The sequence below is a fragment of the Stenotrophomonas sp. 86428_Sma genome (genome assembly GCF_056481585.1).
This window is the reverse complement of record NZ_CM151156.1, coordinates 3,920,368-3,946,151: the sequence shown is the minus strand read 5'-3', so window position 1 is coordinate 3,946,151 and position 25,784 is coordinate 3,920,368. Positions and strand designations below refer to the sequence as shown.

26 protein-coding genes and 1 tRNA gene are annotated in these 25,784 nt (G+C 64.8%); 12 read left to right on the top strand and 15 right to left on the bottom strand.

Annotated features, from left to right (window positions below; all coding sequences use genetic code 11):
- Positions 1-97 precede the first annotated feature (97 nt).
- The 4 genes from ACZK3J_RS18200 to ACZK3J_RS18185 form a co-directional block, all read right to left on the bottom strand.
- Positions 98-1,519 (bottom strand): M28 family peptidase, encoded by a 1,422-nt coding sequence (locus tag ACZK3J_RS18200; RefSeq protein ID WP_049461870.1) that lies wholly within the window; start codon positions 1,517-1,519, stop codon positions 98-100.
- Between the two features lie 224 nt (positions 1,520-1,743).
- Positions 1,744-2,148: a large-conductance mechanosensitive channel protein MscL gene (gene mscL, locus ACZK3J_RS18195; protein ID WP_032130206.1), complete on the bottom strand. Its 405-nt coding sequence runs from the start codon at positions 2,146-2,148 to the stop codon at positions 1,744-1,746.
- 55 nt (positions 2,149-2,203) lie between these two features.
- Positions 2,204-2,920 (bottom strand): fumarylacetoacetate hydrolase family protein, encoded by a 717-nt coding sequence (locus ACZK3J_RS18190; protein WP_032130205.1) that lies wholly within the window; start codon positions 2,918-2,920, stop codon positions 2,204-2,206.
- Positions 2,921-2,995: 75 nt separating this feature from the next.
- Positions 2,996-3,277, bottom strand: coding sequence for a hypothetical protein (locus ACZK3J_RS18185; RefSeq protein WP_005410817.1), 282 nt, complete (start codon positions 3,275-3,277; stop codon positions 2,996-2,998).
- A 178-nt stretch (positions 3,278-3,455) separates the two neighbouring features.
- On the opposite strand from ACZK3J_RS18185, the gene ACZK3J_RS18180 reads away from it, so the two are divergent.
- Entirely contained in the window at positions 3,456-3,791 is a 336-nt protein-coding gene (locus ACZK3J_RS18180) for a Rieske (2Fe-2S) protein (protein ID WP_049401603.1), read from the top strand.
- Between the two features lie 510 nt (positions 3,792-4,301).
- On the opposite strand, the gene ACZK3J_RS18175 is transcribed toward ACZK3J_RS18180, so the two are convergent.
- The 4 genes from ACZK3J_RS18175 to thiS form a co-directional block, all read right to left on the bottom strand.
- Positions 4,302-6,149 carry an SLC13 family permease gene (locus tag ACZK3J_RS18175; RefSeq protein WP_478476142.1) on the bottom strand — a complete coding sequence of 616 codons (1,848 nt, stop codon included), beginning with the start codon at positions 6,147-6,149 and terminating at the stop codon, positions 4,302-4,304.
- 27 nt (positions 6,150-6,176) lie between these two features.
- Complete coding sequence (gene trmB / locus ACZK3J_RS18170; RefSeq protein ID WP_010481468.1) at positions 6,177-6,911, bottom strand: tRNA (guanosine(46)-N7)-methyltransferase TrmB; 735 nt, start codon at positions 6,909-6,911, stop codon at positions 6,177-6,179.
- A complete protein-coding gene (locus ACZK3J_RS18165) occupies positions 6,911-7,705 on the bottom strand; it encodes a thiazole synthase (protein WP_010481470.1) in 795 nt (264 codons plus the stop codon). Before ACZK3J_RS18165 ends, trmB begins: the two co-directional genes overlap by 1 nt.
- A gap of 153 nt (positions 7,706-7,858) precedes the next feature.
- Entirely contained in the window at positions 7,859-8,059 is a 201-nt protein-coding gene (gene thiS, locus ACZK3J_RS18160) for a sulfur carrier protein ThiS (protein ID WP_008265079.1), read from the bottom strand.
- A gap of 207 nt (positions 8,060-8,266) precedes the next feature.
- Between thiS and ACZK3J_RS18155 the strand changes: the two genes are divergently transcribed.
- The 3 genes from ACZK3J_RS18155 (at position 8,267) to ltrA (ending at position 12,820) form a co-directional block, all read left to right on the top strand.
- Entirely contained in the window at positions 8,267-10,120 is a 1,854-nt protein-coding gene (locus ACZK3J_RS18155; RefSeq protein WP_032128836.1) for an autotransporter domain-containing esterase, read from the top strand.
- Positions 10,121-11,078: 958 nt separating this feature from the next.
- A tRNA-Gly gene (locus tag ACZK3J_RS18150) sits at positions 11,079-11,152 on the top strand.
- 15 nt (positions 11,153-11,167) lie between these two features.
- The gene (gene ltrA, locus ACZK3J_RS18145) at positions 11,168-12,820 is read left to right on the top strand and encodes a group II intron reverse transcriptase/maturase (RefSeq protein WP_164106453.1); all 1,653 of its coding nucleotides are present in this window, start codon (positions 11,168-11,170) and stop codon (positions 12,818-12,820) included.
- A 253-nt stretch (positions 12,821-13,073) separates the two neighbouring features.
- On the opposite strand, the gene ACZK3J_RS18140 is transcribed toward ltrA, so the two are convergent.
- Positions 13,074-13,811: a hypothetical protein gene (locus ACZK3J_RS18140; protein ID WP_049463496.1), complete on the bottom strand. Its 738-nt coding sequence runs from the start codon at positions 13,809-13,811 to the stop codon at positions 13,074-13,076.
- 296 nt (positions 13,812-14,107) lie between these two features.
- On the opposite strand from ACZK3J_RS18140, the gene ACZK3J_RS18135 reads away from it, so the two are divergent.
- Positions 14,108-14,512, top strand: a complete 405-nt coding sequence (locus tag ACZK3J_RS18135) for a DUF805 domain-containing protein (protein WP_134951407.1) — start codon at positions 14,108-14,110, stop codon at positions 14,510-14,512.
- Position 14,513: 1 nt separating this feature from the next.
- Here ACZK3J_RS18135 and ACZK3J_RS18130 read toward each other — a convergent pair whose 3' ends face one another.
- Positions 14,514-15,371 (bottom strand): PoNe immunity protein domain-containing protein, encoded by an 858-nt coding sequence (locus ACZK3J_RS18130; protein WP_238380425.1) that lies wholly within the window; start codon positions 15,369-15,371, stop codon positions 14,514-14,516.
- Positions 15,372-15,486: 115 nt separating this feature from the next.
- On the opposite strand from ACZK3J_RS18130, the gene ACZK3J_RS18125 reads away from it, so the two are divergent.
- Positions 15,487-16,668, top strand: coding sequence for a hypothetical protein (locus ACZK3J_RS18125; protein WP_100437658.1), 1,182 nt, complete (start codon positions 15,487-15,489; stop codon positions 16,666-16,668).
- 125 nt (positions 16,669-16,793) lie between these two features.
- Here the strand turns inward: ACZK3J_RS18125 and ACZK3J_RS18120 are convergent, their stop codons facing one another.
- Both ACZK3J_RS18120 and ACZK3J_RS18115 read right to left on the bottom strand, forming a co-directional pair.
- Complete coding sequence (locus tag ACZK3J_RS18120) at positions 16,794-17,216, bottom strand: acyl-CoA thioesterase (protein ID WP_032128832.1); 423 nt, start codon at positions 17,214-17,216, stop codon at positions 16,794-16,796.
- Positions 17,217-17,295: 79 nt separating this feature from the next.
- Positions 17,296-17,661 (bottom strand): hypothetical protein, encoded by a 366-nt coding sequence (locus tag ACZK3J_RS18115; RefSeq protein WP_223224661.1) that lies wholly within the window; start codon positions 17,659-17,661, stop codon positions 17,296-17,298.
- Between the two features lie 167 nt (positions 17,662-17,828).
- Between ACZK3J_RS18115 and rimK the strand changes: the two genes are divergently transcribed.
- The 5 genes from rimK (at position 17,829) to ACZK3J_RS18090 (ending at position 22,008) form a co-directional block, all read left to right on the top strand.
- Complete coding sequence (rimK, locus tag ACZK3J_RS18110; protein ID WP_005418651.1) at positions 17,829-18,707, top strand: 30S ribosomal protein S6--L-glutamate ligase; 879 nt, start codon at positions 17,829-17,831, stop codon at positions 18,705-18,707.
- A gap of 245 nt (positions 18,708-18,952) precedes the next feature.
- Positions 18,953-19,429, top strand: coding sequence for a hypothetical protein (locus ACZK3J_RS18105; protein ID WP_010481495.1), 477 nt, complete (start codon positions 18,953-18,955; stop codon positions 19,427-19,429).
- An 89-nt stretch (positions 19,430-19,518) separates the two neighbouring features.
- The gene (locus tag ACZK3J_RS18100) at positions 19,519-19,992 is read left to right on the top strand and encodes a hypothetical protein (protein WP_049463500.1); all 474 of its coding nucleotides are present in this window, start codon (positions 19,519-19,521) and stop codon (positions 19,990-19,992) included.
- An 8-nt stretch (positions 19,993-20,000) separates the two neighbouring features.
- Complete coding sequence (locus tag ACZK3J_RS18095; RefSeq protein ID WP_005410804.1) at positions 20,001-20,678, top strand: response regulator transcription factor; 678 nt, start codon at positions 20,001-20,003, stop codon at positions 20,676-20,678.
- Positions 20,641-22,008, top strand: a complete 1,368-nt coding sequence (locus ACZK3J_RS18090) for a sensor histidine kinase (protein ID WP_478476141.1) — start codon at positions 20,641-20,643, stop codon at positions 22,006-22,008. The genes ACZK3J_RS18095 and ACZK3J_RS18090 overlap by 38 nt, the downstream gene beginning before the upstream one ends.
- A gap of 173 nt (positions 22,009-22,181) precedes the next feature.
- Here ACZK3J_RS18090 and coaE read toward each other — a convergent pair whose 3' ends face one another.
- The 3 genes from coaE to ACZK3J_RS18075 are packed head-to-tail and all read right to left on the bottom strand — an operon-like array spanning position 22,182 to position 24,936.
- The gene (coaE, locus tag ACZK3J_RS18085) at positions 22,182-22,793 is read right to left on the bottom strand and encodes a dephospho-CoA kinase (RefSeq protein WP_149908728.1); all 612 of its coding nucleotides are present in this window, start codon (positions 22,791-22,793) and stop codon (positions 22,182-22,184) included.
- An 11-nt stretch (positions 22,794-22,804) separates the two neighbouring features.
- A complete protein-coding gene (locus tag ACZK3J_RS18080; RefSeq protein ID WP_032128827.1) occupies positions 22,805-23,668 on the bottom strand; it encodes a prepilin peptidase in 864 nt (287 codons plus the stop codon).
- 8 nt (positions 23,669-23,676) lie between these two features.
- Positions 23,677-24,936, bottom strand: coding sequence for a type II secretion system F family protein (locus ACZK3J_RS18075; protein WP_277779290.1), 1,260 nt, complete (start codon positions 24,934-24,936; stop codon positions 23,677-23,679).
- A gap of 359 nt (positions 24,937-25,295) precedes the next feature.
- Here ACZK3J_RS18075 and ACZK3J_RS18070 point away from each other — a divergent pair, with 359 nt between their 5' ends.
- Positions 25,296-25,748, top strand: a complete 453-nt coding sequence (locus ACZK3J_RS18070) for a pilin (protein WP_478476140.1) — start codon at positions 25,296-25,298, stop codon at positions 25,746-25,748.
- Positions 25,749-25,784: the final 36 nt, after the last annotated feature.

The window sequence follows — 25,784 nt, the reverse complement described above, 5'->3', positions numbered from 1 at the left end:
ACCCTTTTCAATGCCGAGCGGGAGGTTCCGCGCGCATTGCGATGCGCTCATTGCAATGGCGCCCACAGGTCATGGGGCGCGGTCCGGCGCTACCGCATCACTCGTTCGGCGGCGTGGTCGCCTTGGCTTCGCTGCCGAAGTTGCCATCGGCCTCTGCCGCCAGGTACGCGAACACGGTGTACGCGGCCACGTTCTGCGCCAGCGCCTTCGGGTCGATCTTGTCCAGCGTGTCGTCGGCGGTGTGGTGCAGGTGGAAGTAATCCGAGCCGTCCTGCGCCAGCCATGCCCACGCGCCACCCTTGGCGGCCAACGGGCCGACGTCCGGGCCCGGGCCACCCTTGTCGGCCTGGTACTCGATGCCCAGCGGCTTCATCACTTCGGCAATCTGCTTCGTCGCTTCGCGCGAGCCTTCCGGGTTCGGCGAACCGGTATTGAAGGCATAGATGCGGCCGGCACCGAAGTCACTCTCGGCCGCCAGCTGGTGCAGGGCCACGTCCTTGGCATGCGCCTCGGCGTAGGCCTTGCCGCCATACAGGCCCTGTTCTTCGTTGGCGAAGGCGATCACGCGGATGGTGCGCTTCGGCGCCTGCTTGAGCTGGCCGATCAGATGGCCCGCAGCCATGGTGATGCCCACGCCTGCGCCGTCATCCACCGCGCCGGTGCCCAGATCCCAGGAATCCAGGTGGCCGCCGATCACCACCACTTCCTTCGGCAGGCTGCGGCCGGTGATCTCACCGATCACGTTGTACGAGGTGGCGGTGCCATCCCAACCGCAGTCCAGCGCCACCTTCACGGTGGTGCTGCCACGTGCCAGCAGGCGGGCCAGCTGGTCGGCGTCGGGCACCGACAGTGCTGCAGACGGCACCGGGGTCAGGCCGTCGTCGAAGCGGGTGATGCCGGTGTGCGGCACGCGATGCGAGTCGGTACCGGCCGAGCGCATCAGGAAACCGACCGCGCCCTTGCGGATCGCTTCGGACGGGCCCTTGCTGCGGATCGCGCCGCCACGGCCGTAGTCGCGGCCATCGCGGAACGGCAGCATCTGGTAATCGACGAACGCGATCTTGCCCTTCAGCGAACCGGCCGGTGCGGCCTGCAGTGCGGCCAGGTCGGCGAAGCGGACCACTTCGGCTTCAACGGTTCCGCCCGGGCTGCCACCCAGCGCCGTGATCTGCAGCGGCTGCGGGTTCCTGCCGGTCACTGCGGCGTGTTCACTGCGGCGCTCCCACTTCGGGAACGTCACCGGTTCCTTCCACACCTTGTCGAAGCCGAGGGCCTTGAACTTGGCTTCGGCCCAGGCCACGGCGCGGGCGTCGGCCTCGCTGCCGGCGATGCGCGGGCCGATTTCGGTGGTGAGCGATTCAACCACTTTCCAGCCGGTGTCATCGGCCAGCGCCTGGTCGCGCAGCTGCGCAGCGGTGGACAGCGACGCCGGGGGCAGGGTGGTGGTGTGCGGCGCCGCGAAGGCCGGGGCGGCCAGCAGGGCGAGGGAGGATGCGATGGCAAGGACGCGGCGACGCATGGACAGCTCCGGGAAGGGACCAAGCCTTGGAGCTTAACAGTCGTTCAGCCCGGCGCATGGGCGGGAGGTCATGGCTGGCGCGAACGCTGTTTTCCGCCATGACCGGCAAAGCGAAAGCCCCGCCGGGGCGGGGCTTTCGTGCAGTCGCGGTAGTGCCGGCCGCTGGCCGGCTCCCGCATGTTCCGATGTTGCCGGCCAGCGGCCGGCACTACCGGTAGGCGGCCTTACTTCTTCAGGCTGTCGCGGATCTCGCGCAGCAGCACCACTTCCTCGGCCGGTGCGGCCGGGGCGGCTTCCTGCTTGCGCGACAGGCGGTTGATCGTCTTGACCACCAGGAAGATGGCGAAGGCCACGATCACGAACTGGATCAGCGTATTGATGAAGTCGCCGTAGCCGATCACCACGGCCGGGATTTCCTTGCCGTCGGCACCGATGCTGGCCGGTGACAACGTCCACGCCAACTGCGAGAAATCCACCTTGCCGATCAGCATGCCCAGCGGCGGCATGATGATCTTCTCGACCAGTGCGGTCACGATCTTGCCGAAGGCCGCGCCGATCACCACGCCGACGGCGAGGTCGATGACGTTGCCGCGCATCGCGAATTCCTTGAACTCGGTGAGCATTCCCATTGTTGTTTTTCTCCGGTGGGGGAAGTGGACAGCGCGCAGGGTAGCGCAGGTGATGTCAGCCGGCGATCACGCCGTGGCGCTCGGCCACGTTTTCCAGGCGGGCACTGAAGCGGTCGCCGGGCTTCAGCGCGGCCACTCCGGACGGGGTGCCCATGAACACCAGGTCGCCGGCGCGCAGCTGCCACAGCTTGGACAGCTCGTGCAGGATCTCCGGCACGTTCCAGATCATCTGGTCCAGCAGCGCCTGTTGGCGCACTTCGCCGTTGACCTCCAGCGACAGGTTCAGCGCGGCCAGGTCGCCGACTTCCTCGGCGTGGACGATTTCACTGATCGGCGCGGAAGCATCGAAGCCCTTGGCCGCATCCCACGGGTGGCCCTTGTCCTTGGCGGCGGCCTGCAGGTCGCGGCGGGTCAGGTCCAGTCCAACGGCATAGCCGTAGACCAGCGCCTCGGCGTCGGCCATGGCCAGCTCGCCCACGGGCGCGTCACGGCCGATCGCCACCACCAGCTCCACTTCGTGGTGCAGGTTGGCGGTTGCCGGGGGATAGGGAATGGCATCGTCGTGGCCGACCACGATCGCATCGGCCGGCTTGCTGAAGAACATCGGACGGCCGCGATCGTCGGCCGCCGGCACTGCTGCGCCCATTTCGCGGGCATGGTCGGCGAAGTTGCGGCCGACGCAGTAGATACGGTGCACGGGGAAACTGCCGCCACCGGCTACCGGCACACGCGGCAGGGCTACGGCAGGGATCACATCGGAGACATCGGACATGCGGGCATCCAGGAAGGGCGTGCCCGCAGTCTAGAACGCATGGCGCCCGCCGTCAGCGGGCGCGTAGGGCGTGGATCAACGCGAGGCCGGCAGCACCGGCTTGCGCACCACGCGGTACTCGCCTTCGACCACGGTCGGATCGACCGGACGGGCAACGCCCGGCTTGCGCGAGGCCAGCAGCTTCCACGCCAGGCCGACCAGGATCATCGCCGCACCGACGAACACGCCGATGAACACCATCGCCGCCAGGATCGCCAGGCCGAGCAGGCCCACGGCAACGCGCACCAGCGGGTGACGCGGCTTGCGCGGCGCGAACAGGGTGCGGAACTGGTTGAAGGCGGATGCGCGATTGAACATGGCGGCTCGATAGGCTGGGATCAGCGAAACCAGAGTATCGGGACGTGCCACTGTCATTGAGTGAAAAACTCGTTAAATATAGCCTGTGCTTATTACGAATCAATGACTTGTGTTCATGTTGCAGCCAGTCACCTGAGCGGGCGTGCGACAATGCGCGTTTACTGTCCGAGCCTTCGCCATGACTGCCGCCGCTGCCCTGATCGCCCTTGATGCCATTGCCGATGGCGCGTTTGCCGAGGTCGAAGCGGTGGTTGATGGCGATGCCGAATCGCTGGTGCTGTACCGCGACGGCGCGCAGGTGCGCGCGTTCCTGAACATCTGCCCGCACGCCGGCCGTCGCCTGGACTGGGCGCCGGGCCAGTTCCTGAAGAGCCGCGAAGGCCACCTGGTGTGCGCCGCCCACGGCGCCTCGTTCGCGCTGGACAGCGGCGACTGCATCGCCGGCCCCTGCAAGGGCGACCGCCTGCGCGCGGTGCCGGTGGACGTGCGCGACGGGCAAATCTACCTGGCCTGACCTATCGGTGTGCGGACCAACGGTCCGCACCCACCGGATCAACAGATATCCAGAGATCCATCCACGCATGGCGTGGATCTACCGTGTCGACCACGGTCGACATCTACCAAAGCAGTGCAGGACGCCGTTCCGACAGATCGCAGAAATCTGTCGAAGGCGGGGTGGGTCCGGTTGCGGGGGCGTGAGCCGCATGGGCCCGAGGCATGCCTCGGGCGGGTTGGGCAGGACGCCCAACCCCGGTCTTGCCGTGTGCGCAGGAAAGCGCACACGAGCAAGCGGCGACCGAGCTTACATGGGTGAGGGCGCTTTGCTTGCGAAGCACTGCTTCGCAAGCGCCCGAACGCACAGCCGCCAGCGGCTGGGCCGGGTCCCGGAGGGGGACTTGCAGCGTCCCCCGCAACCGGACCCACCCCGCCATCCCACGGAATGCACGCTTCTGCCGTTGATGTTGCCGGCCAGCGGCCGGCACTACCGGGGTGCAGGGCGCAGCCCTGCCAACAAACCTCAACCTCAGAACATCAGGTTGATCATCAACACCACTACGCAGGTGTAGATCAGTGACAACGGGCCGCCGACCCGCCACATCTCGCGCGGGGTGTAGTTGGCCGGGCCGGTGATCATCGAAATCACCGGGTTGGAGGCCGTCATCAGGTTGTTGGACGCCGACAGCGCCACGATCAGCGCGAACGCCGTCGGGTTGCCGCCCGCCGCCAGCGCAAGGTTCACCGCAATGGGCACCATCACGATGGTGGCGCCCACATGGCTGATCACCAGCGAGAACGCCGTGGTCAGCAGCGCCAGCGCCACCTCCAGCACCCACACCGGGATGCCGGTGGGCAGCTTGTCGATGGTATGGCCGGCCACCCATGCCGCCGCGCCACTGGAATCCATCGCCCAGCCGAGCGGGATCAGCCCGGCCATCATGAACACCGTTTTCCAGTTGATCGAGGCGTAGGCCTCGTCCATGCGCAGCAGGCCGGTCAGCAGCATGCCGGCCACGCCGGTCATCAGCGTCAGCGCCACCGGCAGCTTGCTGGTCAGCGCGATCAGGATGGTCAAGGCGAAGATCGCCATCGCGATCTTGAACTTGTGCGGGCGCTGCTCGCCGGTCGGGTAGTCGGTCACCACCACGAAGTCACGGCTGCGGGCGGCCTGCGCCAGGTCGGTCCAGATGCTGTGGAAGACCAGCATGTCGCCGGCGCGCAGCTGCACGTCGCGCACGTCCTCGCGGATCACTTGCTTGTCGCGGTTGATCGCCAGCAGGCTGATGCCGCGCTCCTTGCGCAGGCGCAGATCGGCTGCGCTCTTGCCGATCACGTTCGAGGTCGGCGGCACCACCGCTTCGGAAATGCCGGCGCGGCTGGGGTTGAACAGGTCGCCCAGGTGCTTCAGCCGCGAAGACATGCGCAGGAACTGGTTCTGCGCGAAATCGTTGATCTGCTCACGCGGGCCCATCGCGCCGAGCACGCTGCCGACCCAGATGCGCATCTCCGCCGGTGGCGCCAGGCGGGTGTCATTGCCGGTTTTCAGGGCCAGCAGCAGCGGGGCATCGTGCAGGTTCTCGGCCTCGCCCAGGGTCATGCCCACCAGCGGGCTTTCGGCACTGACCACCAGCTCGAACACATCGCCTTCGATGCCATAGGTCTTGGCGAAGTAGCTCTCGGTGCGCGCGGGCGTGACCCCGTCGTTGACCAGGTTCTCTTCCTCGATCAGCTTGCGGTCGCCGTAATAGCGGAAGTACAGCAGCGAGGCGATCAGCAGGGCCACGCCGATCGGCAGCGGCGCGAACATGCGCAGCGGCTCGATGGTGGCCAGGCCGGAAGGCAGGTTGTTGTTGGCCGAGGCCAGCAGATCGTTCAGCAGGATCAGCGGTGAATTGCCGACCATGGTCAGCGCACCACCCATCACGATTGCCGCCGAAATGGGCAGCAGCAGGCGCTGCAGGGTCAACCCGGTGCGCGCGGCCAGTCGCGAGGCGACCGGCAGGTACAGCGCCATCACCGAGGGGTTCTGCATGAAAGAGGAATTCAGGCCGGCAATGGCTGTGGTCATCATCAGCAGCCGCTGCTCGACACCATGGCCGCGCCGCAACAGCCACGCGGCCAGCCGGTTCAGCGCCCCGGTGCGGTCCAGGCCCGCACCGAGGATGGTGGTGGCGATGATGCTCATCACCGCGTTACCGGAGAAGCCGCCGAAAATTTCCTCCGGCGCGATCAGCCCGGTGACACCGAGCACCACCAGCACCACCAGCGCGACCACGTCGGCGCGGATGCGCTCGAACAGGAACATCGCCATCGTGAAGCCGACCAGCCCGAGCACGAGCTTCATGTCGTTGGTCAGCGTCAGCGCGGTATCCATGTGGGGCGCGGTGTCCTCAGGCGATCGTCAGGTGCGGTCGTACAGCAGGTCCCAGACGCCGTGGCCGAGCTTCTGGCCGCGGGTCTCGAAGTGGGTCTGCGGCCGCCAGTCCGGACGCGGCACGCTGCCACGCGGGCCGGCGCGGTTGACCAGGCCAGCGGTGGCGTCGAGCACGTCCCACATCTGCTCGGCGTAGTCTTCCCAGTCGGTGGCGCAGTGCAGGCGGCCGCCCGGGCGCAGCTTGCGCACCAGCAGCTCGGCAAATGCAGGCTGCAGCAGGCGGCGCTTGTTGTGGCGCTTCTTGTGCCACGGGTCCGGGAAGTAGATGCGCACTTCATCCAGCGCGCCATCGGCAATCTCGTTCTGCAGCACTTCCACCGCATCGTGGTGGTACAGGCGCACGTGGTCGGCGTTGTCGTCGGCCAGCGCGTTCAGCAGCCGGCCCACGCCGGGCGCGTGCACTTCGATGCCGATGTAGTCACGCGACGGATCATGCTGGGCGGCGAAGCGCAGCGCGGCACCGTTGCCGAAGCCGATTTCCAGCACCTTGTGCGCCGGGCGGCCGAAGGTGGCGTCCAGATCACGCGGCTGGCCGTTGTAGTCGATGCCGAAGCGCGGCCAGCGCTCGTCGAACGCGCGCTGCTGGGCGGGGGTGAAGCGGCCCTGGCGCAACACGAAGCTGCGCACCTCGCGGCGGCCCTCGCTCACGGTGAAGGGCTTGGGCGGGGCCTTGGAACCGGCGCTGTCGAAGGGATTGGTCATCAGCCGATCAACCCATCCACCGGAGAGGAGGCGCTGGCGTAGCGCTTGCGCGGGATGCGCCCGGCCAGGAAGGCCTCGCGGCCGGCCTCGACCGCCTTGCGCATCGCACTGGCCATCAGCACCGGGCTGCGCGCACCGGCAATGGCGGTGTTCATCAGCACGCCGTCGCAGCCCAGCTCCATCGCGATCGCCGCATCCGACGCGGTGCCCACGCCGGCGTCGACGATGATCGGCACCTTGGCGTCTTCGATGATCTGCAGCAGGTTGTACTTGTTCTGGATGCCCAGGCCCGAACCGATCGGCGCAGCCAGCGGCATCACCGCAGCGCAGCCGATCTCTTCCAGGCGCTTGGCCAGGATCGGGTCGTCGGAGGTGTAGACCATCACCTCGAAGCCGTCCTTGACCAGCTGTTCGGCGGCCTTGAGGGTCTGCACCACGTCCGGGTACAGCGACTTCTGGTCGCCCAGCACTTCCAGCTTGGTCAGGTTGTGGCCGTCCAGCAGTTCGCGCGCCAGCCGGCAGGTGCGCACCGCGTCTTCGGCGGTGTAGCAGCCGGCGGTGTTGGGCAGGATGGTGTAGCGCTCCGGCGGCAGCACGTCGAGCAGGTTCGGCTCGCCCGGGTTCTGCCCGATGTTGGTGCGGCGGATGGCCACGGTGACGATCTGGGCGCCTGCAGCCTCGGTGGCCAGGCGGGTTTCTTCCAGATCCTTGAACTTGCCGGTGCCGGTGAGCAGCCGCGAGCCATAGGTCTTGCCGGCGATCACCAGCGAATCGGGGGAGACATGAACGTTCATGGCGCGATTATCGCTTATCCGCCTGAAGATGGGATCACGCAATGGCGTGCAGCCAGCAGGAGGGTAAAGGTAGTGCCGGCCGCTGGCCGGCAGATGCAGGGTGCCTGACGGCGTCGGATTGCCGGCCGGCGGCCGGCACTACCCGGGATGGCCTCAGCCCCCGCCCAGCGCGTGCACGATCTCCACCACGTCGCCTTCGGCCAGGACATGCTCGCCATGGCGGCTGCGGCTGACGATCTCGCCGTTGACCTCCACCGCCACCCGGCGCTGCAGCAGCTGCTCGGCCTCAAGCAGGTCGTGGAGGGTCGCCGAGGCGGGCAGGGTGCGGGGTTCGCCGTTGAGCTGGATGTTCATCCCTGCATTGTCGCTGATAGCCCGTCGGGATCGGAACGTTTGTAATTTGAACCGGGCGCCAGCTCCGGCACAGCAGGTTTCGGCGTGGTCAGGCGACAATCCATGCGGCGGCGCAGCGTGAGCAAACGGCGGCGCGGTGAAACCATTGACCGTGCGCCGGCGTACGTGCGCCGGATTCCAACTTGTTTACCCCACAGGAGTTCCTAGATGCAGCTCAGCAAACACCCGATCCGCTCCCTCATGGCGGCTGCGATCGCACTGGCCGCGCTGCCGGCCATGGCAGGCGAAAATCCGTACTCCAAGGCGGTGTTCTTCGGTGACAGCCTCACCGACGCCGGCTACTTCCGCCCGCTGCTGCCCGAGGCCACGCAGGGGCTCTCCGGCCAGTTCACCACCAACCCGGGCTGGGTGTGGTCGCAGCAGGTCGCCAATTACTACGGCCTCAACAAGGACCCCAACGGCAACGGCCAGAACGGCGACAACTACGCTGTCGGCGGCGCCCGCGTGTCGGTCGAAGGCAGCGGTGCCCTCGGCGCGATCCCGTCTCTGAAGTCGCAGGCGGCCCGCTACCTGGCGGCAAACGGTGGCAAGGCTGACCGTAACGCCCTGTATACCGTCTGGGGTGGCGCAAATGACCTGTTTGCCGCCGCCGGCGCTGCCGGTGCGGGTGCGCCGCCGGCCCAGGTGCAGGGCATCATCGGTGCGGCGGTTACCGACCAGATCGCGCTGGTCGGTGCCCTGAAGCAGGCCGGTGCCCAGTACGTGCTGGTGCCGAACCTGCCGGACGTGGGCATCACCCCGCAGTTCCGCGGCCCGAACGCGGCGGCTGCCACCGCCATGTCGGTCGGCTACAACAAGGCGCTGTATGGCGGCCTGAAGCAGGCGGGCATCGAGTTCATTCCGCTCGATACCTTCAGCATCCTGCGTGAAGTGACCGCCAACCCGGGCATGTACGGCTTCACCAACGTCACCGGCACCGCCTGCAAGATCAACCCGGCCAACACCACGGGCAGCATCATCGGCTGCAACCCGACCACCTACGTCAGCCCGGATGCGTACCAGACCTATCTGTTCGCCGATGGCGTGCATCCGACCGTTACCGGTCACCAGCTGCTGGGCCAGTACGCCGTCTCGGTGCTGGAGGCTCCGCGCCTGCAGCAGGTGCTGAGCCACTCGGCACAGACCGTCGGCCGTTCGCGTGCCGACCAGGTCAGCAACCACCTGGGCGCCCGTCCGGCCGATGGCCTGTCGTGGTGGGGTGGCGTGCGCGGTGACCTGCAACGCTATGACCACGCCGACCTGTACGACGGCGTGGCGCCGGCCGGCCTGTTCGGTGTCGACTGGGCACGCAACGGCGTGGTGGTCGGCGGCTTCGCCGGCTTCGGTCGCATGAGTGCCGACTTCGGCAACAGCCGTGGCGACTTCACCCAGAAGGACACCACCGCCGGCCTGTTCGCTGCCTGGTATGGCGACCGCGTCTGGGTCAACGGCCAGGTCAGCTACACCTGGTTGTCGTATGACGTGAACCGCAAGGTCCAGCTGGGCCCGGCTACCCGCGAACACGGTGGCTCGCCGGACGGCAGCAACCTGACCGCTGCACTGAATGCCGGTTACGAGTTCGGCACCGAAGGTGGCTTCCGCCACGGCCCGATCGCTGCGGTGATCTGGCAGAAGGTCAAGATCGATGGTTACAGCGAAAGCGCTGCTGCGGGCACGCTGGCCACCGCCCTGGGCTACGACCGCCAGAACGTCGACTCGACCGTCGGCCGCATCGGCTGGCAGGCCCGCTTCGATGGCGGCACCGTCAAGCCGTACGTGCAGGTGACCTACGACCACGAGTTCGAGGACACCAAGCAGGCCAGCGCGTGGCTGCAGACCCTGCCGGAACTGGGCAGCTACCGCGTGCCGGGCCTGGACTTCGACAAGAACTACGCCACCGCTGTTCTGGGTGCGCGCATGGACCTGTTCGGCCTGCAGGGCAACGTTGGCCTGAGCACCACGGCCGCGCAGAAGCGTGCCCGTGACGCGACGATTTTCGCCACCGTGGGTGGCAGCTTCTGATGAATGCAACATCCCGGGCACCGCAAGGTGCCTGGGATGCCTGCACGGCAGCGCCGGGCCATGCCCGACGGGTGCGGCGGCCACCATTGCGCAACACCGGCCGCTCCGCATAGACTTTCACCCGCAATGCGGGCGTAGCTCAATGGTAGAGCTGTAGCTTCCCAAGCGTGCGACACGAGCCGTGCCGCACGTTCAACCGACCAGGCGGTTTCCTGGCCACAGCTGTACAGATCTCGGTCTGACAGCAAAACGTCCCCCAGCAACACGGTGGACGATACGTTGAACGGTAGGAGTACATCCCTACTGGCACGGCGAAGGCTGTGCATGCAATTGTTGGTCGTCCACCCTGCCAAGGGTTGTCGAACCAACCCGGTGTTCAGCCACCGGTAGCCAAGGAGTGGTGCGGGAGAAGTAATTCTCCGGTGCTAAGCTCTCCGTTAATGTAGCCATCCTCACGGATACGATTCTCCCGTGAGGGAGGACTCGTGACCTCGGTAGTCGTAACCGAGTAGGCGCTAGGCTGAGTATCAAGGATCAGTACAAACGAATCGCCATATAAACGTCGTCAAGCTAGACGGGCCAACTGCGACTGGGCCCTACCCAAAACGGGACGAGGTCGGATGTTTCTCTGCTTGGTAGAGACACGCTGACAATTGCACCTCCGGCGAAAAGGCGAGATCCTAGGTACTCTGTTGCATGTACGGAACGTGGTAAGCCCAACTGGTTGTCGCCTCGGCGACTAGGTTCTCCGCAAGGAGAAACGATGACCAAGTGGGTATAGGATGGTGGAGTAAGCGAACGCCTCTCTGTAATCGAGGGGATAGGGGATGAAAAGATCGCCCCAACCCGAAAGGGTGCTGACTTCCACCGGGTGGTCTGTCGCTAGACAGGCTTCGCAAACTCACACCCAACGGGGAACGACTCCCCTTTGGGGCGTCTATCCCCTGACGGGCTCTGGGCGGGTGTAGCTCAATGGTAGAGCTGTTGCTTCCCAAGCAACTGACGAGGGTTCGATTCCCTTCACCCGCTCCACTCCAGGAGGTAGATATGGACGCCATCATCGATGGTGATGTCGCCTCCTCACACCTCAGCAACTGGCACTCCATCAACTGGAAAGCCACAAGCTGCGCTGTGTCGAGGATGCAGGCAAGAATAGCGAAGGCAGCCAAGGATAAGCAGTGGCGTAGGGTCACACGCCTACAGAAACTACTTGTCCGCTCAACTGCAGCCAAAGCAACGGCTGTACGTCGAGTCACGGAGAACCAAGGCCGTCGTACCCCGGGTGTAGACCGTGCAACGTGGTCGACACCTGCGGCAAAGTGGAATGCCATCAACTCCCTGCAACGTAAGGGATACAAGGCAAAACCGCTTCGCCGAATCCACATCCCCAAGGCCCGAGGTGGCACCCGCCCTCTCGGTATACCGACGATGAAAGATCGAGCAATGCAGGCGCTGTATCTGTTTGCGCTCGACCCCGTCGCCGAAGCATATGGGGACATTCACTCATACGGGTTCCGTAATTTCAGGTCGACAGCTGACGCTGCCGCCCACCTGAAGACCTGTCTGAGCACGAAGACCAGCTCACGCTGGGTGATGGAAGGGGATATCAAAGGCTGCTTCGACAACATCAGTCACGACTGGCTGATGAAACACGTACCAATTGACCGGCATGTGCTGTCGCAGTGGCTGAAAGCAGGCTTCATGGAAGACCGTAAGTTGTTTCCGACGGACGCGGGTACACCACAGGGCGGAATCATTTCCCCCGTGCTCGCAAACATTGTCCTTGACGGATTGGGCCGGCTCATCGATGCGCTCCCACGCCGCAACAAGTGCAACTTCGTCCGCTACGCAGACGACTTTGTCATCACAGGAGCCTCTGCGGAGATCCTGGAACGCAAGGTCAAGCCGATCGTCGTCAAGTTCCTCGCAGAAAGAGGGCTCACGCTCTCCGAAAGCAAGACGAAGATCACACACATGGACGAAGGCTTCGACTTCTTGGGATGGAACTTCCGGAAATTTGGAAATCTCCTCCTTAGAAGGCCGTCGAAACAAAACACCAACGCCTTCATGGCTAAGATCCGCAGCCAGCTCCGGCTACTGCGGGGATCCACCCAAGACGACGTACTGCACGTCCTTAACCCGATCATTCGGGGGTGGGGCATGTATCACCAAGTCGTGAACGCTTCAGAACCGTTCGCAAGATTGGATCACCTTATCCACCACGCGGTCTGGTGTTGGGCCAAACGCCGTCACCCCACCAAAGGTCTCCGCTGGATCAAACGTCGGTACTTCCGGCGCGACAAGTCCCGCGACTGGATCTTCGGTGTTGGTAAACACACTCTGATGCGCCTGTCGTCCCTCAAGGTCGGCGAGTACATCAAGGTGCGGTCTGACGTTAGCCCCTACGACCCCAAAGACGAGAGCTACTTTAATCAGCGGTTGCAGTACCGCATGAAGCGCTCGCTGACCGGGAAAAGGAAACTGCTATGGCTTTGGACAAAGCAAGAGGCCAAGTGCGCCTGCTGTGGGCGGAAACTGACCAGCACCAGCTGGCACATCCACCACAAGGTTTTCAGGGTGTACGGGGGGTCTGACCGCCTCTCCAACCTTGTTTTGCTCCACACCACCTGTCACGAGCAGCTTCACGCCCGTGCCAGGCTACGGCTGTCGCCCCCTCCCATAGAAGAAGGGGGTTCGTGACTGCTTGAGCCGTGTGAAGGGTAACTTTCACGCACGGTTCTGAGGGGGGAGGGTGGCCGCGAGGCCACCTTCCCACCCGACTACTGACGTGGGTTCGATTCCCATCGCCCGCTCCATGTCTCCAAGGTGTTCACCCCAGGCAGACGCGGCGCAATCGTTGAACCACACCCCAGTCCAGCGTGTGGCAACGGCGCCGGAACCTCATTCTTCAATGCGTCGGGCTGTGGCTCTTCCGAACCACAGCCCGGGTGGCTTATGCGCCCGCTTGCGCAGCCGCGTCCTTGGCCGCGGCAGTGACGGAACTCCCGAAACCGGTATAGGTCGATCCGTTGCAGTGCAGGTATGCGCGGAAGACGACGCCATTCAACTCGGCGTTGTCAAAATAGCAGTGCGTACCGGTCTTGGATGATTTCTTCACAAGCCGCATTGCCATGGCGTTTGAATCGTCGACGCTGGAGCCAAGACCGGCAACGCTCCAGGACTGGCCGGGGCGGTTGCAGGTGTAGGGGTACTTATAGCCATGCGCCGACCCATAGTAGTAGTCGACATTGCACCAGGCCTGCGTCGCCGCCAGGTTGATGGCCAGCTCAAGTACGTTCTGTCCCGCAGTGGTGGTCGTCATGCCATAGGCGGAAAGCGGCGTGGAACTGCACTGCGCCTTGATACCGACACCCGGTGCCCGGAGGCTGACATAGGGGTCGCGCGCGAAGACACTGCAGACGGGACCTTCCTCGGCGACGGCAAGGAAGCCATTGGTGTTGGCCGTCGCAGCATCGATATTGCTGCCAACGCCAGCGACCGTTCCATTCTTGCCGCAGCGCCGGATCACCACCCCTCCGCCGTTCGGCAGCATGTCCATGCCGGGGTCGCAGATGCCAGGCCCGATCGAGGATGCCCCTGCCGGTCCGGTGTAATCACGTTCGGCGTTTGCGGCCATCGGGGCCTGGGTGGAAAGCAGTGCCAGCATCAGCGGAAAAGAAATCGCAGCCATTCAAAACCTCGAATCCATGAGTGAGTCGTGACGCTAGCAGAGGCGCCATTCTGGAAAACTGGAATTCGACCAATCCGCCACTGCTGCAAGCCAGTGATCCGATTCAGAATGCCCACGCCCATGGAAATGTGCGGTAGTTCGCGCTGCGTCTCTGGCTGCGCGGCTGCCGCGGCGGGCTCCTGCAACCTCCGCTGTCTGCCGGGTCCGCCGGGTCGCAGGGTTCAGTTGGTGCTGGGCTTGGGGATGCTAAAAGATCGTTAACCCTTGCCTCCCATCGTCCGCTGCCCGGAGCGCGAATGATCCCCGCACTTTTGCCCCTCAGGCGTTGCTTTGATTTTTCAGGGCGATCCAACCGGAAGGAGTTCTGGTCGTACTCCCTGTCTGCTGCACTTGTGGGGGCAGTGGGCTACACCTTGATGGACGGCGGATACTGGCTGACGGGCACCGTGCTGCTCGATGGGGAGGCCTTCGAGCCGTTCCGGACGCTGGGGTGGGTCATGACGGTCTGCGCGGTCATCGTCCTCCTTCCGCCCATGCTGGCCCTGGCCGTTCGACGACTGCACGACATCGACGAGTCCGGCTGGTACGTCGTGATCGCCTTCATCCCGTTGGGTGTGTTCGTCCTCTTCCCGGTCATGCTTCTGCCGGGCAACGAGGAAGAGAATCGATTCGGCGGTGTTTCCGGCCTGCCGGGTGCCTGACTCAACGCCGGGCGAAGTCCACCAGGTCGGAAGGGTAGTGGGGGCAGGTGCGTAGCGTGGCGTCGTCACCGCCATACAGCACCACCAGCGCAGCCACTTCAAATGCCCAGTAGCCCCACGCGTTCGGCCCGATCAGGCGCCGGGTCCGCTTCTGAGCCTTTGGCGGCAGCAGGAAGAAGTCGCGGTACTGCACCTGCAGGTAGCCGGCCAGCAGTGAAGGGTCGAACGCTTCACCGTCGCGCAGCGGCGCGAACAGCTCGGCGAACGGTCGCGGATGAAAGACCTCATCACTGGCTTCCACCAGGCCCAGCGCCGGCGCGCTGAGGTAGTCCAGCACGCGGTCGGTGTCGAAACAGAGCACCTTCTCCACCAGCGCCGGCAGGCGTTCCTGCGCATCCAGCAGCACGTCCAGTGACAACAGCTGCAGTGCGTACTCGTAGTGCTGCGTTGTACGCGATTGCAACGACGCAGCCAGCGCGATGTCGTGACCTTGTTGCTGCAGGCTTTCCCGGGCAATGGCCAGCAAACGCGCATGCTCGAGCCAGAGATCTGCTACGTCGGCATGCATCTGCTGCAATGCCGCGGGGGCGAAGCCGCGGTCGATGCCTTTCAGCAGCAGGTTGCTGCCGGTCTGTGCAACCGTCTCCCAGCCGTAGGCATGCTCCAGGGCTGCATGTCCCTGCAGCGGTTCCTCCGCAGATTCACCGCCATTGCGCGCATGGCGTGCAAGCAAGGCCATGCCTGCGTTCCAGTCCGCCTGCCAATCCGGCAGGCGAAGCGTGCGGCGCGGCTGGCCCGGGGCCTTGGCCAGTGCTCTCCATCGCGGCAGCATGTCCTGCAGCAGATTCCGGCGATTCACGGCAGTCATCGATTCCATCATCAGCGAGAGTCTAGCGGCATTGCCGGCTCGAACCCCATTGCCTGGCACAGCGTTGAAGGTTTGAATTGTGCACAGTCGCCGCCACCAAGCCTGCATGACCGTTGATCGAATCGCCCTCCGTCGTTTCACCCAGTGGCTGCCGTTCCTGATATGGGTAGCGATCTGCGTGGTGTGGTGGTCGCCTTGGGGCGTGGTCGTTGGCCTGGCCGCATGTCTTGCCCTGGGCGGCGTGCTGCAGCACTTCGATCTGGTCGGCGATGCTGTAGGGGGCGCACTGCTGCGCTCGCGGGCGAAGCTGCCCTTCGCCACCCGGCCGCCCACGCATGATGTCCTGTTGGATTGGGGCGAGCTGGGCATGGGCGGGCCGGCCTACGGCACCCTGATGCTGCGCGATGGCGCCATTGTCGAGGGCGTATCCACCGCAGGCAGCCACGATGCCAGCGGCGAGTGGCTGGCGCTGGCGGGTAGCGCGCTGCGTGTGGCCAGTGGCTACAGTGATCGCAGCGAAGCGGTGATCGTCTACGACGAAGCGGACAAGAGGGTGATGCACCTGCTGGCGATTGTTCCCAGCCTGTTCTGGCAGGAACTGCACGAGCGCCGGCAGCTTGGCGGGGATGCCGAAGCCGCGATGTGGTTGCGGGATATTCCCAGTCGATCGACCACGCTGCGCCCCTGCCGGGGTTTATGGCTGGAACAGGAGCATCCGGCGCTGGCCGCCGGGGTGCCGCAGGTGTTGCGGCATGTCCTGCCTGATGCCCGGGTGCTGCAGGCCATCCCGCTGCTTCCCGACGACCTGCGCCTGACTGCGCATCCGACCTTGTTCGCGCGCATCTGCCCGTACGCGCTCTGTCTTGATGGCGAGCCCAGTGACCGTCACGCCTGCGATCTGGAGACGGTCATTGCCAGCCCGTCCGGTCGATGCGTGGTGGTGGCGGGAAGCGTGCTTGATGGGGATCTGCGTCCCATCGAGGGCGTATGGCTCGTCCACTGGCAGGGGCGTTGGCAGGCCATTGGCCGCCGTGCGATGGGCGGCACTGGCAAGACCCGGAGTGGGGCCTGGATCGATGTCATCGCGGTCGGCGATGACGGAACGCTTCGCTGCGAAGCCTATGAGGAACACTGGACGTTCGAGGCGATCACACGCGTCCCCACGCCACACACGGCATTGGCGCTGCCTGTGGAATGGCGGGAAACCGCATTGGCCGTGCGTGTCCGCGATGGGGGCTTCTCGCTGCGCCTGCCCCGCGCGGATCAGCGGCCCTCAGTCACAGGTTAGACTGCGTCGAATCAAACAAGGAGGTTCCGGCATGCGTCGTCGATGCACGCCGGGAAAACGCTGAAAAAGCTGAAGAAATGGGCTGCGGGCAGTACCGGGTGCGGATGACCGGACTACCGTATGGCTCATGCGCCTGCCGCCTGCACCTGTTGCGCATACTCCTCGGTAAACAGCCCTGACAACGCCCTGCGCTGCTCTGCGTCGATGGCGCGCGAGGCGTTGGTTGTGTAGTCGAAATGCACCATCACGCAGCGCCCGCTGGCCACCAGGGCCTCGAACTGGAACGCCTGCTGCACGATCGACAGCGAGGAGCGGCCGATGTTTTCGATGCGGGTCTCGATGCGTACTTCGTGTCCCGGCTGTATCTGCTGCAGGAAGTCGATCTCGTAGCGGCGCAGGATCAGCGTCAGGTCGCGCATGCTGGCCTCGCGGCTGAAATGGCGGAAGATCTCCTGGCGACCTTCCTCGAACCAGACGGGCAGGGCGGTGTTGGTGACGTGGCCGAGTACATCCACTTCGGAGAAACGCGGAAGGATCGTCAACGGCATGAAGTCTCCGGGGTGTAGTGGGTGGGGTCTCCGGCGACGGTGCAGCCATCGCCGGAGACAGTGCGGCGACTACCGGCTGTCAGTCTGAGTAGAAGCCGTTGCCGAGGGTGCCGGGCAGGCCGGGTTCCGGCCACGGCATCAGTGACGTGCAGGCGTCGTACAGCGTGCAGAAGTCCTGCCGCAGTTGCGCAGGCACCCAGCTGCCATAGGAAACGTCGGTCGAGTCGCCCTGGCAGGCGTAGGAAACATCGATCCAGCGGGTATTGGCGTGTGAGGCAACGCCCTGGTGCTGTGTCTTGCCCGTGCAGTAGCGCAGGCCCTGGCCGATCAGGGTGTTGTTGGCATCGAAGTAGAGCCGGGAGACTGCGTGGGTGGGCGCAGCCTGTACGTGTGCGGCGCTCCCCATCAGGCCAAACAGCAACAACAGCGGAATTCCCATTCGCATCTGTGGTTCTCCTTGGGTTGTGTAAGCCGGCCGTGTCCTGTCCTGTAGCCGGCAACAGCCATCTTCGCACAGCCCCGGCAGGCACGCAGATGCGGCGGCCTGCAGGGCATCATCCGCCCGCCACACGCCCGCGCTATGCTGCGCGCCTGCCGTCCGATCCTGCCGCGATGAAGCTCGCCATCCTGTCCCGCAACAGCTCCCTGTACTCCACCCGCCGGCTGGTCGAGGCGGCCCGCGCGCGCGGCCACACCGTTCGCATCCTCGACCCGCTGCGCTGCTACATGCGCATCGCCGCCGATGGTTTTTCGATGCACTACAAGGGTCGGCCGATGACCGGCGTGGACATGGTCATCCCGCGCATCGGCGCCTCGATCACCCGCTATGGCACCGCCGTGCTGCGCCAGTTCGAGCTGATGGGTGCGCGCACTCCCAACCCGTCCGATGCGATCCTGCGTTCGCGCGACAAGCTGCGCGCGCACCAGCTGCTGGCAGCCAAGGGCATCGACATGCCGGTCACCGTGTTCGGCGACAACCCCGATGACACCGTCGACCTGCTGTCGATGCTCGGCCCGCCGCCGCACGTGGTGAAGCTCAACGAGGGCACTCAGGGACGGGGCGTGATCCTCACCGAGAAGGCCAGCGCTTCGCGTGGCATCGTCGAGGCCCTGCGGGGCCTGTACGCCAACTTCCTGATGCAGGAGTTCATCGGCGAAGCCAAGGGCGCCGACCTGCGCTGCTTCGTGGTCGGTGACCAGGTGGTGGCGTCGATGCAGCGCCAGGCGCCGGAGGGTGACTTCCGCTCCAACCTGCATGCCGGCGGCACCGCGGTGGCGGCCAAGGCCAGCCGCGCCGAACAGCAGGTGGCGGTGCGTTCGGCCAAGGCGCTGGGCTTGTCGGTCTGTGGCGTGGACCTGATCCGCTCCGCGCGTGGGCCGCTGGTGCTGGAGGTCAACTCCACGCCAGGGCTGGAGGGCATCGAAGCCGCCTGCGGGGTGGATGTGGCCACGCGCATCATCGAGCACGTTGAGAAGATCAAAAAGCCATGATTAATCAATGGCTTGGAATTCTCATGGGTAAATGAGGCCGGCTTTAACGCGCCTTTAATCGGCGCCGGCGTAGGCTTCAGCGAACCGCAGCTCTGCCTCTCAGCAGGATCGGTATCGGGATACGACTTCAGACCCAGGCGGGGCACCGCCTGGGTCTTTTTTATGCCGCCGGAAGTCCCTTGTGGAGGCAGCGTGACGGCCGTAGAGTGGCGCCCATCGTTCCTGGATGGATCCGGAGGCTGGCGATGTACCGCATCACGATGATCGCGTTGTTGCTGGGGCTGTCTGGTGCTGTCTCCGCCAAGCCGGAGAAGACCGCCATACAGATGGATGGGCAGGCCCCGGTGGCCGAGCAGGTCCGGCGGGTTGAGAAGGCCCTCGATGACGGCGAGTACAGCGAGATTTCCGCCGATGACCGCGCCCAGGTGCAGCAGGCACTGGCGCGCATCACCCAGCGCATGGGCGACCACCGCACGCTTCAGGAGCTCCCGCCGCAGGTCCAGGCGGAGGTGTTCAACGACCAGGAGCGGATCAATACCGTTCTTGTCCGCGCCCACGAGGACAGCCGCCAGATCTGCCAGCACACCCGCACCACCGGCAGCAACATGCCTAAAAGCCGCTGCCTGACCGTGGCCGAGCGCCGCCGGATCGAGGAAAAGGGCAAGGCCCTGCTCAACGACCAGCGCACCTTCAACAACTTCAACCCTGCCACCAACCACTAGGCCGTCCGATGCCCCTGCGCATGGCACTTGCTGGCGTGAAGGTGGTGCGAATACAGTCAACACTCAACTCAAACAAGGATTCGTTTGTCATGAAGTCCCTCCTGTTGTCGGCGGTCCTGATCTCGGGCCTGACCCTGGCCACCGCCGCCTCTGCATCGAACCAGTCCGGTGAGGTCTTTATCCCCGGCAAGCCGCTGCAGCAGCAGATCGAGCGCATCGAAATCGAACTCAACGATGGCGAGACCTACAGCGAACTGAAGCAGACCGACCGCAGCCGCGTACGCGAGGCGCTGGTGCGCATGCGTACGGCCGTCGAGCAGCATCCTGACCGCGATTCCATGCCTGAACAGGTACGAACCGATGTCTTCAACGACCAGCAGATCGTGAACACGGTTTTGACACAGGCACGTGAAGATAGTCGTCTAATATGCCAACGTGAAAAGGCCACGGGTTCGAACCGGTCCACGACGCAGTGCACTACCGTTGCCGAGCGCGCCCGGCGGAAGGACAAGGCACAGCGTGATATGGGCCAGGCCCAGCGCATCGGCAAATTCGTAAATTAGAGGTGACAGTGAGAATCCTGGTAATCGAAGACAACAGCGACATTGCGGCCAACCTGGGCGACTACCTGGAGGACCGGGGCCACACCGTGGACTTCGCGGCTGACGGGGTTACCGGTCTGCACCTGGCCGTGGTGCACGAGTTCGACGCGATCGTGCTGGATCTCAATCTGCCAGGCATGGACGGCATCGAGGTCTGCCGCAAGTTGCGCAATGAAGCGCGCAAGCAGACCCCGGTACTGATGCTCACCGCCCGCGATTCGCTGGACAACAAGCTGGCCGGCTTCGATTCCGGCGCGGACGACTACCTGATCAAGCCGTTCGCGCTGCAGGAAGTGGAAGTGCGTCTGAACGCCCTGTCGCGACGCGGCAAGGGCGTGCAGACCCGCGTGCTGGAAACCGGCGATCTGGAATACAACCTGGATACGCTGGAAGTGCGCCGCCAGGGCAAGCTGCTGCAGCTCAACCCGACCGCGCTGAAGATCCTGCAGGCGCTGATGGAAGCGGCCCCGGCCGTGGTGACCCGCCAGGAGCTGGAAACCCGTGTGTGGGGTGAAGAACTGCCCGATTCGGATTCCCTGCGCGTGCACATCCATGGCCTGCGTGCGGTGGTCGACAAGCCGTTTGAAGTGCCGCTGATCCAGACCCGCCATGGCATCGGATACCGCATCGCCACCCCGGAAGCCTGATTCGGTGGCAACCAAGGGGGAGCGCCGGCGCACGCCTTATCGGCGGCGCCTGCGCAGCCGCATCATCGTTTCGTTCGTGTTGTTGGGCTTCTGCCTGACGACACTGTTTGCGTTCGCCACCAACTGGGCCCGCCTGCGCGTGGAAAAACAGCTGGTGGAAGAGCTGATGAACCGCAACATCGACGAGTATGCGCGCCGCTATTACGAGCACCCCGGGCATAACCCGGACGCACCGGTGCTGCAGATCAAGGCCTATGCCTATTCGAAGGACAAGTTCGACCGGGTGCGCGAAGAGCGCGCGCAGTGGGCGGGCTTTTCCGATGGCATCCACAGCGTCAGCGGCGATGAGCACGGCGAGCCGTACTCCTACAAGCTGGCCGTACGCAAGACGCCCGACGCCTGGTTCTTCCTCGCCTATGACATGACCGACAGCGTGCGCGGCGGCAAGCAGCTCAACCGCGCGCTGGTGCTGTCGGTGCTGGTGTTCAGCGTGCTGTCGCTGGTGCTGGGCTGGTGGTCGGCCTCGAAGGTGATGAAGCCGGTGTCGGATCTGGCCGCGCGGCTGCGTGCCTATCGCGGCGGCACCAGTGATCCCGAGCCGTTGGCGCCAGGCTTCCCCGACGACGAAGTGGGGCAGCTGGCCCAGGCGCTGGACGACTATTCCTCGCGGCTGACCGAAGTGGTGCAGCGCGACCGTGAATTCAATGCAGACGTCAGCCATGAGCTGCGCACGCCGCTGGCGGTGATCCGTGGCGCTACCGAACTGTTGCTGACCCGGCCCGGCCTGGACGAGAAGGTGCTGCAGCGCCTGCAGCGCATCCAGCGCGCCGAACAGCAGTGCAGCGATCTGATCGGCGCGCTGCTGCTGCTGTCGCGCAACGAGCGCGGGCAGGGCACCAGCAACGTCGCCCGCGTGGCCGAGCAGCTGCTGGACGCACACCGTGCGCAGCTGGGTGGCAAGCCGCTGGAGCTGCTGCTGGAAGGTGAGCGCAATCTGGTGATCGACGCGCCCGAGGCGGCGCTGTCGGTGGCACTGGGCAACCTGATCGGCAACGCCGTGAAGTACTCGCAGGACGGCGAGGTACGCGTGTTCGTCGGCACCAATTCGGTGTCGGTAACCGACAGTGGCCCGGGCCTGAGCGAGGAAGACGCGGCCAAGCTGTTCCAGCGTGGCTACCGCGGCACGCATGCTGGCCACTCGCAGGGCGGCGGCATCGGCCTGTCGATCGTCAGTCGCCTGTGCGACCTGTACGGCTGGCAGGTAAGCGTGCGCCCCGGCGGCCAGCGTGGCGTGATTGCCACCCTGACGTTCTCGCCGAAGCCGTTGTAAGGGCCCCTGCTTTGGTGGGTGCCGACCTTGGTCGGCACGAACCCCGCCGACCCTGCATCGCGCCCTGTGCCGCTTGTGCCACCACCGTGATCGCTGCCGCGCCCCGCGCGTGTAGATCCACGCCATGCGTGGATGCACTTCGGTAGTGCCGGCCGCTGGCCGGCAACCAGGCCTCAACCCCCGGCCAACCCCAGATACCGCGCATGCAGCTGTTCCACCTGCACCTGCAGGTCCTCCGGCCGCCCATCATTGACCACCACGTCATCGGCCAGCGCCAACCGCTGTGCGCGGCTGGCCTGCGCAGCAATCATCCGGTCGGCCAGCGCGGCATCAATGCCATCGCGCTGCATCAGCCGCGCATGCTGCACGGCTTCGGGCGCATCCACCAGCAATACCCGGTCCAGCCACGGGTAGGCTTTCTGCCCGCCCACCTCGGTCAGCAGCGGAATCGCGGCAATCGCATAGGGGCTCTCAGCCTGCTCGCACTGCTGTTGCATCAGCAGGCGGATGGCCGGGTGGGTGATGGCTTCCAGCGCCGTCCGCTCGGCCGGGTCGGCAAACACGTGGGCGCGCAGGCGCCCCCGGTCCAGGCTGCCATCGGCCAGCAGCATGTCGGCGCCGAAACGCTCGGCGATACGGGCCAGCGCCGGGCTGCCGGCAGCCACCACGGCCCGTGCGGCCAGATCGGCGTCGGCCACCACGATCCCCAGCGCCTCAAAGCGCCGGGTCACCTCGCTCTTGCCCGAGGCGATGCCTCCGGTCAGGCCAACCACATAGCGGCTCATGGGGACTCCCCTCAGCGCAGCCCGCTCATCACCAGATACTGCTCCACCAGTGGCGCACCCCACATGAAGTACAGCCAGCCGGCGATGGCCAGGTACGGCCCGAACGGGATGGGCGTGGCGCGGTCACGGCCGCGGCTGTACAGCCAGATCGAACCGATGATGGCGCCCAGCACCGACGACAGCAGGATGATCGGCAGGATGCCCTTCAGACCACACCAGGCGCCCAGGGCCGCCAGCAGCTTGAAGTCGCCGTGGCCCATGCCTTCCTTGCCGGTCAGCTGCTTGAACAGCCACCAGACAGTCCACAATGACAGGTAGCCCACCGCCGCGCCCACCAGGGCGGGCTTGGCTGGCATGTAGAGGTTGTCGATGCTGCCTATCAGCCCCAGCCACATCAGCGGCAGGGTCAACTGGTCGGGCAGCAGCTGCGTTCGCAGGTCGATGCCGGACAGGGCGATCAGGAAGCAGGTCAGCACGATGGCACCGAAGCCCTGCCAGCCGAAGCCGAACTGCCAGACGCAGGCCAGCACCAGCACCGAGGTCAGTGCCTCCACCAGCGGGTACTGCAGCGAGATCGGCGCCTTGCAGTGGCGGCACTTGCCACCCTGGATGATCCAGCTGAACAGCGGGATGTTCTCGTACCAGCTCAGCTTGTGCTTGCAGTGCGGGCAATGCGACGGCTCCACCACGATCCCCGGTGGGGGTGGTTCATAGAAGTCCGGTTCCTCCAGGACTTCGCGCGCATCGCGCTTCCACTGCCACTCCAGCCGCTTGGGCAGCCGCAGGATGACCACGTTCAGGAAACTGCCCAGCAGCAGTCCCAGGGCGGCCGCGGCGGGGTAGCCGAGGCCGGGGTGCTGGTCGAGAAATGCCATTGATACCTTTAGCCGACGACGGCGCCGAGTTTGAAGATGGGCAGGTACATGCCGATGACCATACCGCCAACGACGACACCGATGAAGACCATGATCATCGGTTCGAGCAGGCTGCTCAGGGCGTCAACGGCATTGTTGACCTCCTGCTCATAATACTCGGCAACCTTGAACAACATGGCGTCCAAGGCACCGGCCTCTTCGCCGATGCCGGTCATCTGGATGACCATGTGCGGGAACAGGTTCAGCTGCTTCATGGCTACATTGACCGGATAGCCGACCGACACGTCGTCGCGCATCCGCAGTACGCCTTCCTCATAGACCTTGTTGCCGGTAGCGCCGGCAACGATGCCCAGCGCCTCCACCAGTGGCACGCCAGCCTTGAAGGTCACCGCCGTAGTGCGGGCGAAGCGGGCGATCGAACTGTTGTGCATGATCTGGCCGATCACCGGCACCCTCAGAATCAGCCGATCCATGGTGTGCTGCATGTTGGGTGATCGTTTGTAGGCCATGGTGAACGCAACGACGGCGCCAATCGCCACGATCGCCATCAACCACCACCACGAAACCATGAAGCGTGACAGATTGACGATCATCTGGGTGAATGCTGGCAGGTCCGCGCCGAAACCACGGAACACTTCCTCAAACTGTGGTACGACGAAGATCAGCATGATGGCACTGACCACCAACGCAACCACCACCACCATGGCAGGATAGAACAGCGCCTTCTTGATCTTGCCCTTCAGCGCTTCGATGTTTTCCTTGTAGGTGGCGACCGTGTCCAGCACCGTTTCAAGCACACCGGCGCCTTCCCCGGCCCGGACAAGGTTCCGGTAAAGCTCGTCGAACTGCACGGGATGCTTGCTGACCGCCTCATATAGCGAGGAACCGCCCTCGATATCGGCGCGGATCCCTTCCACCATCTTCTTCATGCGTGGGTTCTTATGCCCACTTGCGATGATGTCCAGCGCTGAGACGATCGGCACACCGGACTTCATCATCGTCGCCATCTGACGGCTGAAGAAGGCAATGTCCTTTGGTGAAACCTTGCTGCCGGCTGCTCCGAACAGTGGCTTCGGCTTGGGCTTTACCGTGCCGGGGTTGATGCCCTGGCGCCGTAGTTCCGCCCGCAGCAGATTCGCGTTCTTGGCGACCTGCTCCCCTTTCATCTTCACGCCCCGCTTGTCGGTCCCCTCCCAGACAAACGGTTGCAGCTCCGTGGTGGTGCGAGCCACGGGCTCTTTCTTGATCGCACTGCGACTGACAGACATGTTGGCTCCCCAAGGCCCGCCATCCCCAGGCGGGCATCATGACCGGCGATGGTAGCCGGTTCGGGGCCGTCCGGGGAGTGTACCAGCGTGACGTTGCGCAGAGTTCTTGACCAGCGGAGACGAAAGGTGACGCGCTGCGTCACATTGCCGCGTCCATCGCAGATTCGGCCGGAGGGGGTTTCCATCCGCGAAATTGCTGCCATCATGGGCGGGGGGAAATCGGGGAGACGCTGCCATGGGAGATTGGCACGTAACCTGCGTTGATCCACCCGCGGGGACGGGTAGCCTGCTCAACCGGCCATTGGCTGGTCGGCCGCCACCCCGACATCAACTACCACTCATCTTGGGGACGTACCACCATGAAGAACCAGAAGGGCTTCACCCTGATCGAACTGATGATCGTCGTTGCGATCATCGCGATTCTGGCTGCCATTGCCATCCCGCAGTACAACGATTACACCGCTCGTGCTCAGCTGACCGAGGCTTTCACCTTGGCTAGTGGCCTAAAGACTCCTGTCGCTGAAGCTTATGCCCAGGATAGTGCCACGACTTCCTGTGCCGTTCCGACTGGCACGGTTACCTCGGGTAAGTATGTGACCAGCATTACGCCGACGGGTGCTGCCGATAGCTGCAAAATTGTTGCAAAAATGAAGGGCTCCGGCGTCAACGACAAAGTCAAGGATGCCGAGATTACCCTGACCTATAAGCCGTCGACCGGCGAATGGTCCTGCAATAGCAGCGTCAATGCTGCATTGACGCCGAAGGCCTGCACTGCTGCGGCTGCCGGTGGCGGCGGCACCACCCCCCCGTAAGAGTCAAGGCTTCTTTGGCTCGACAGAGCCCCGGCC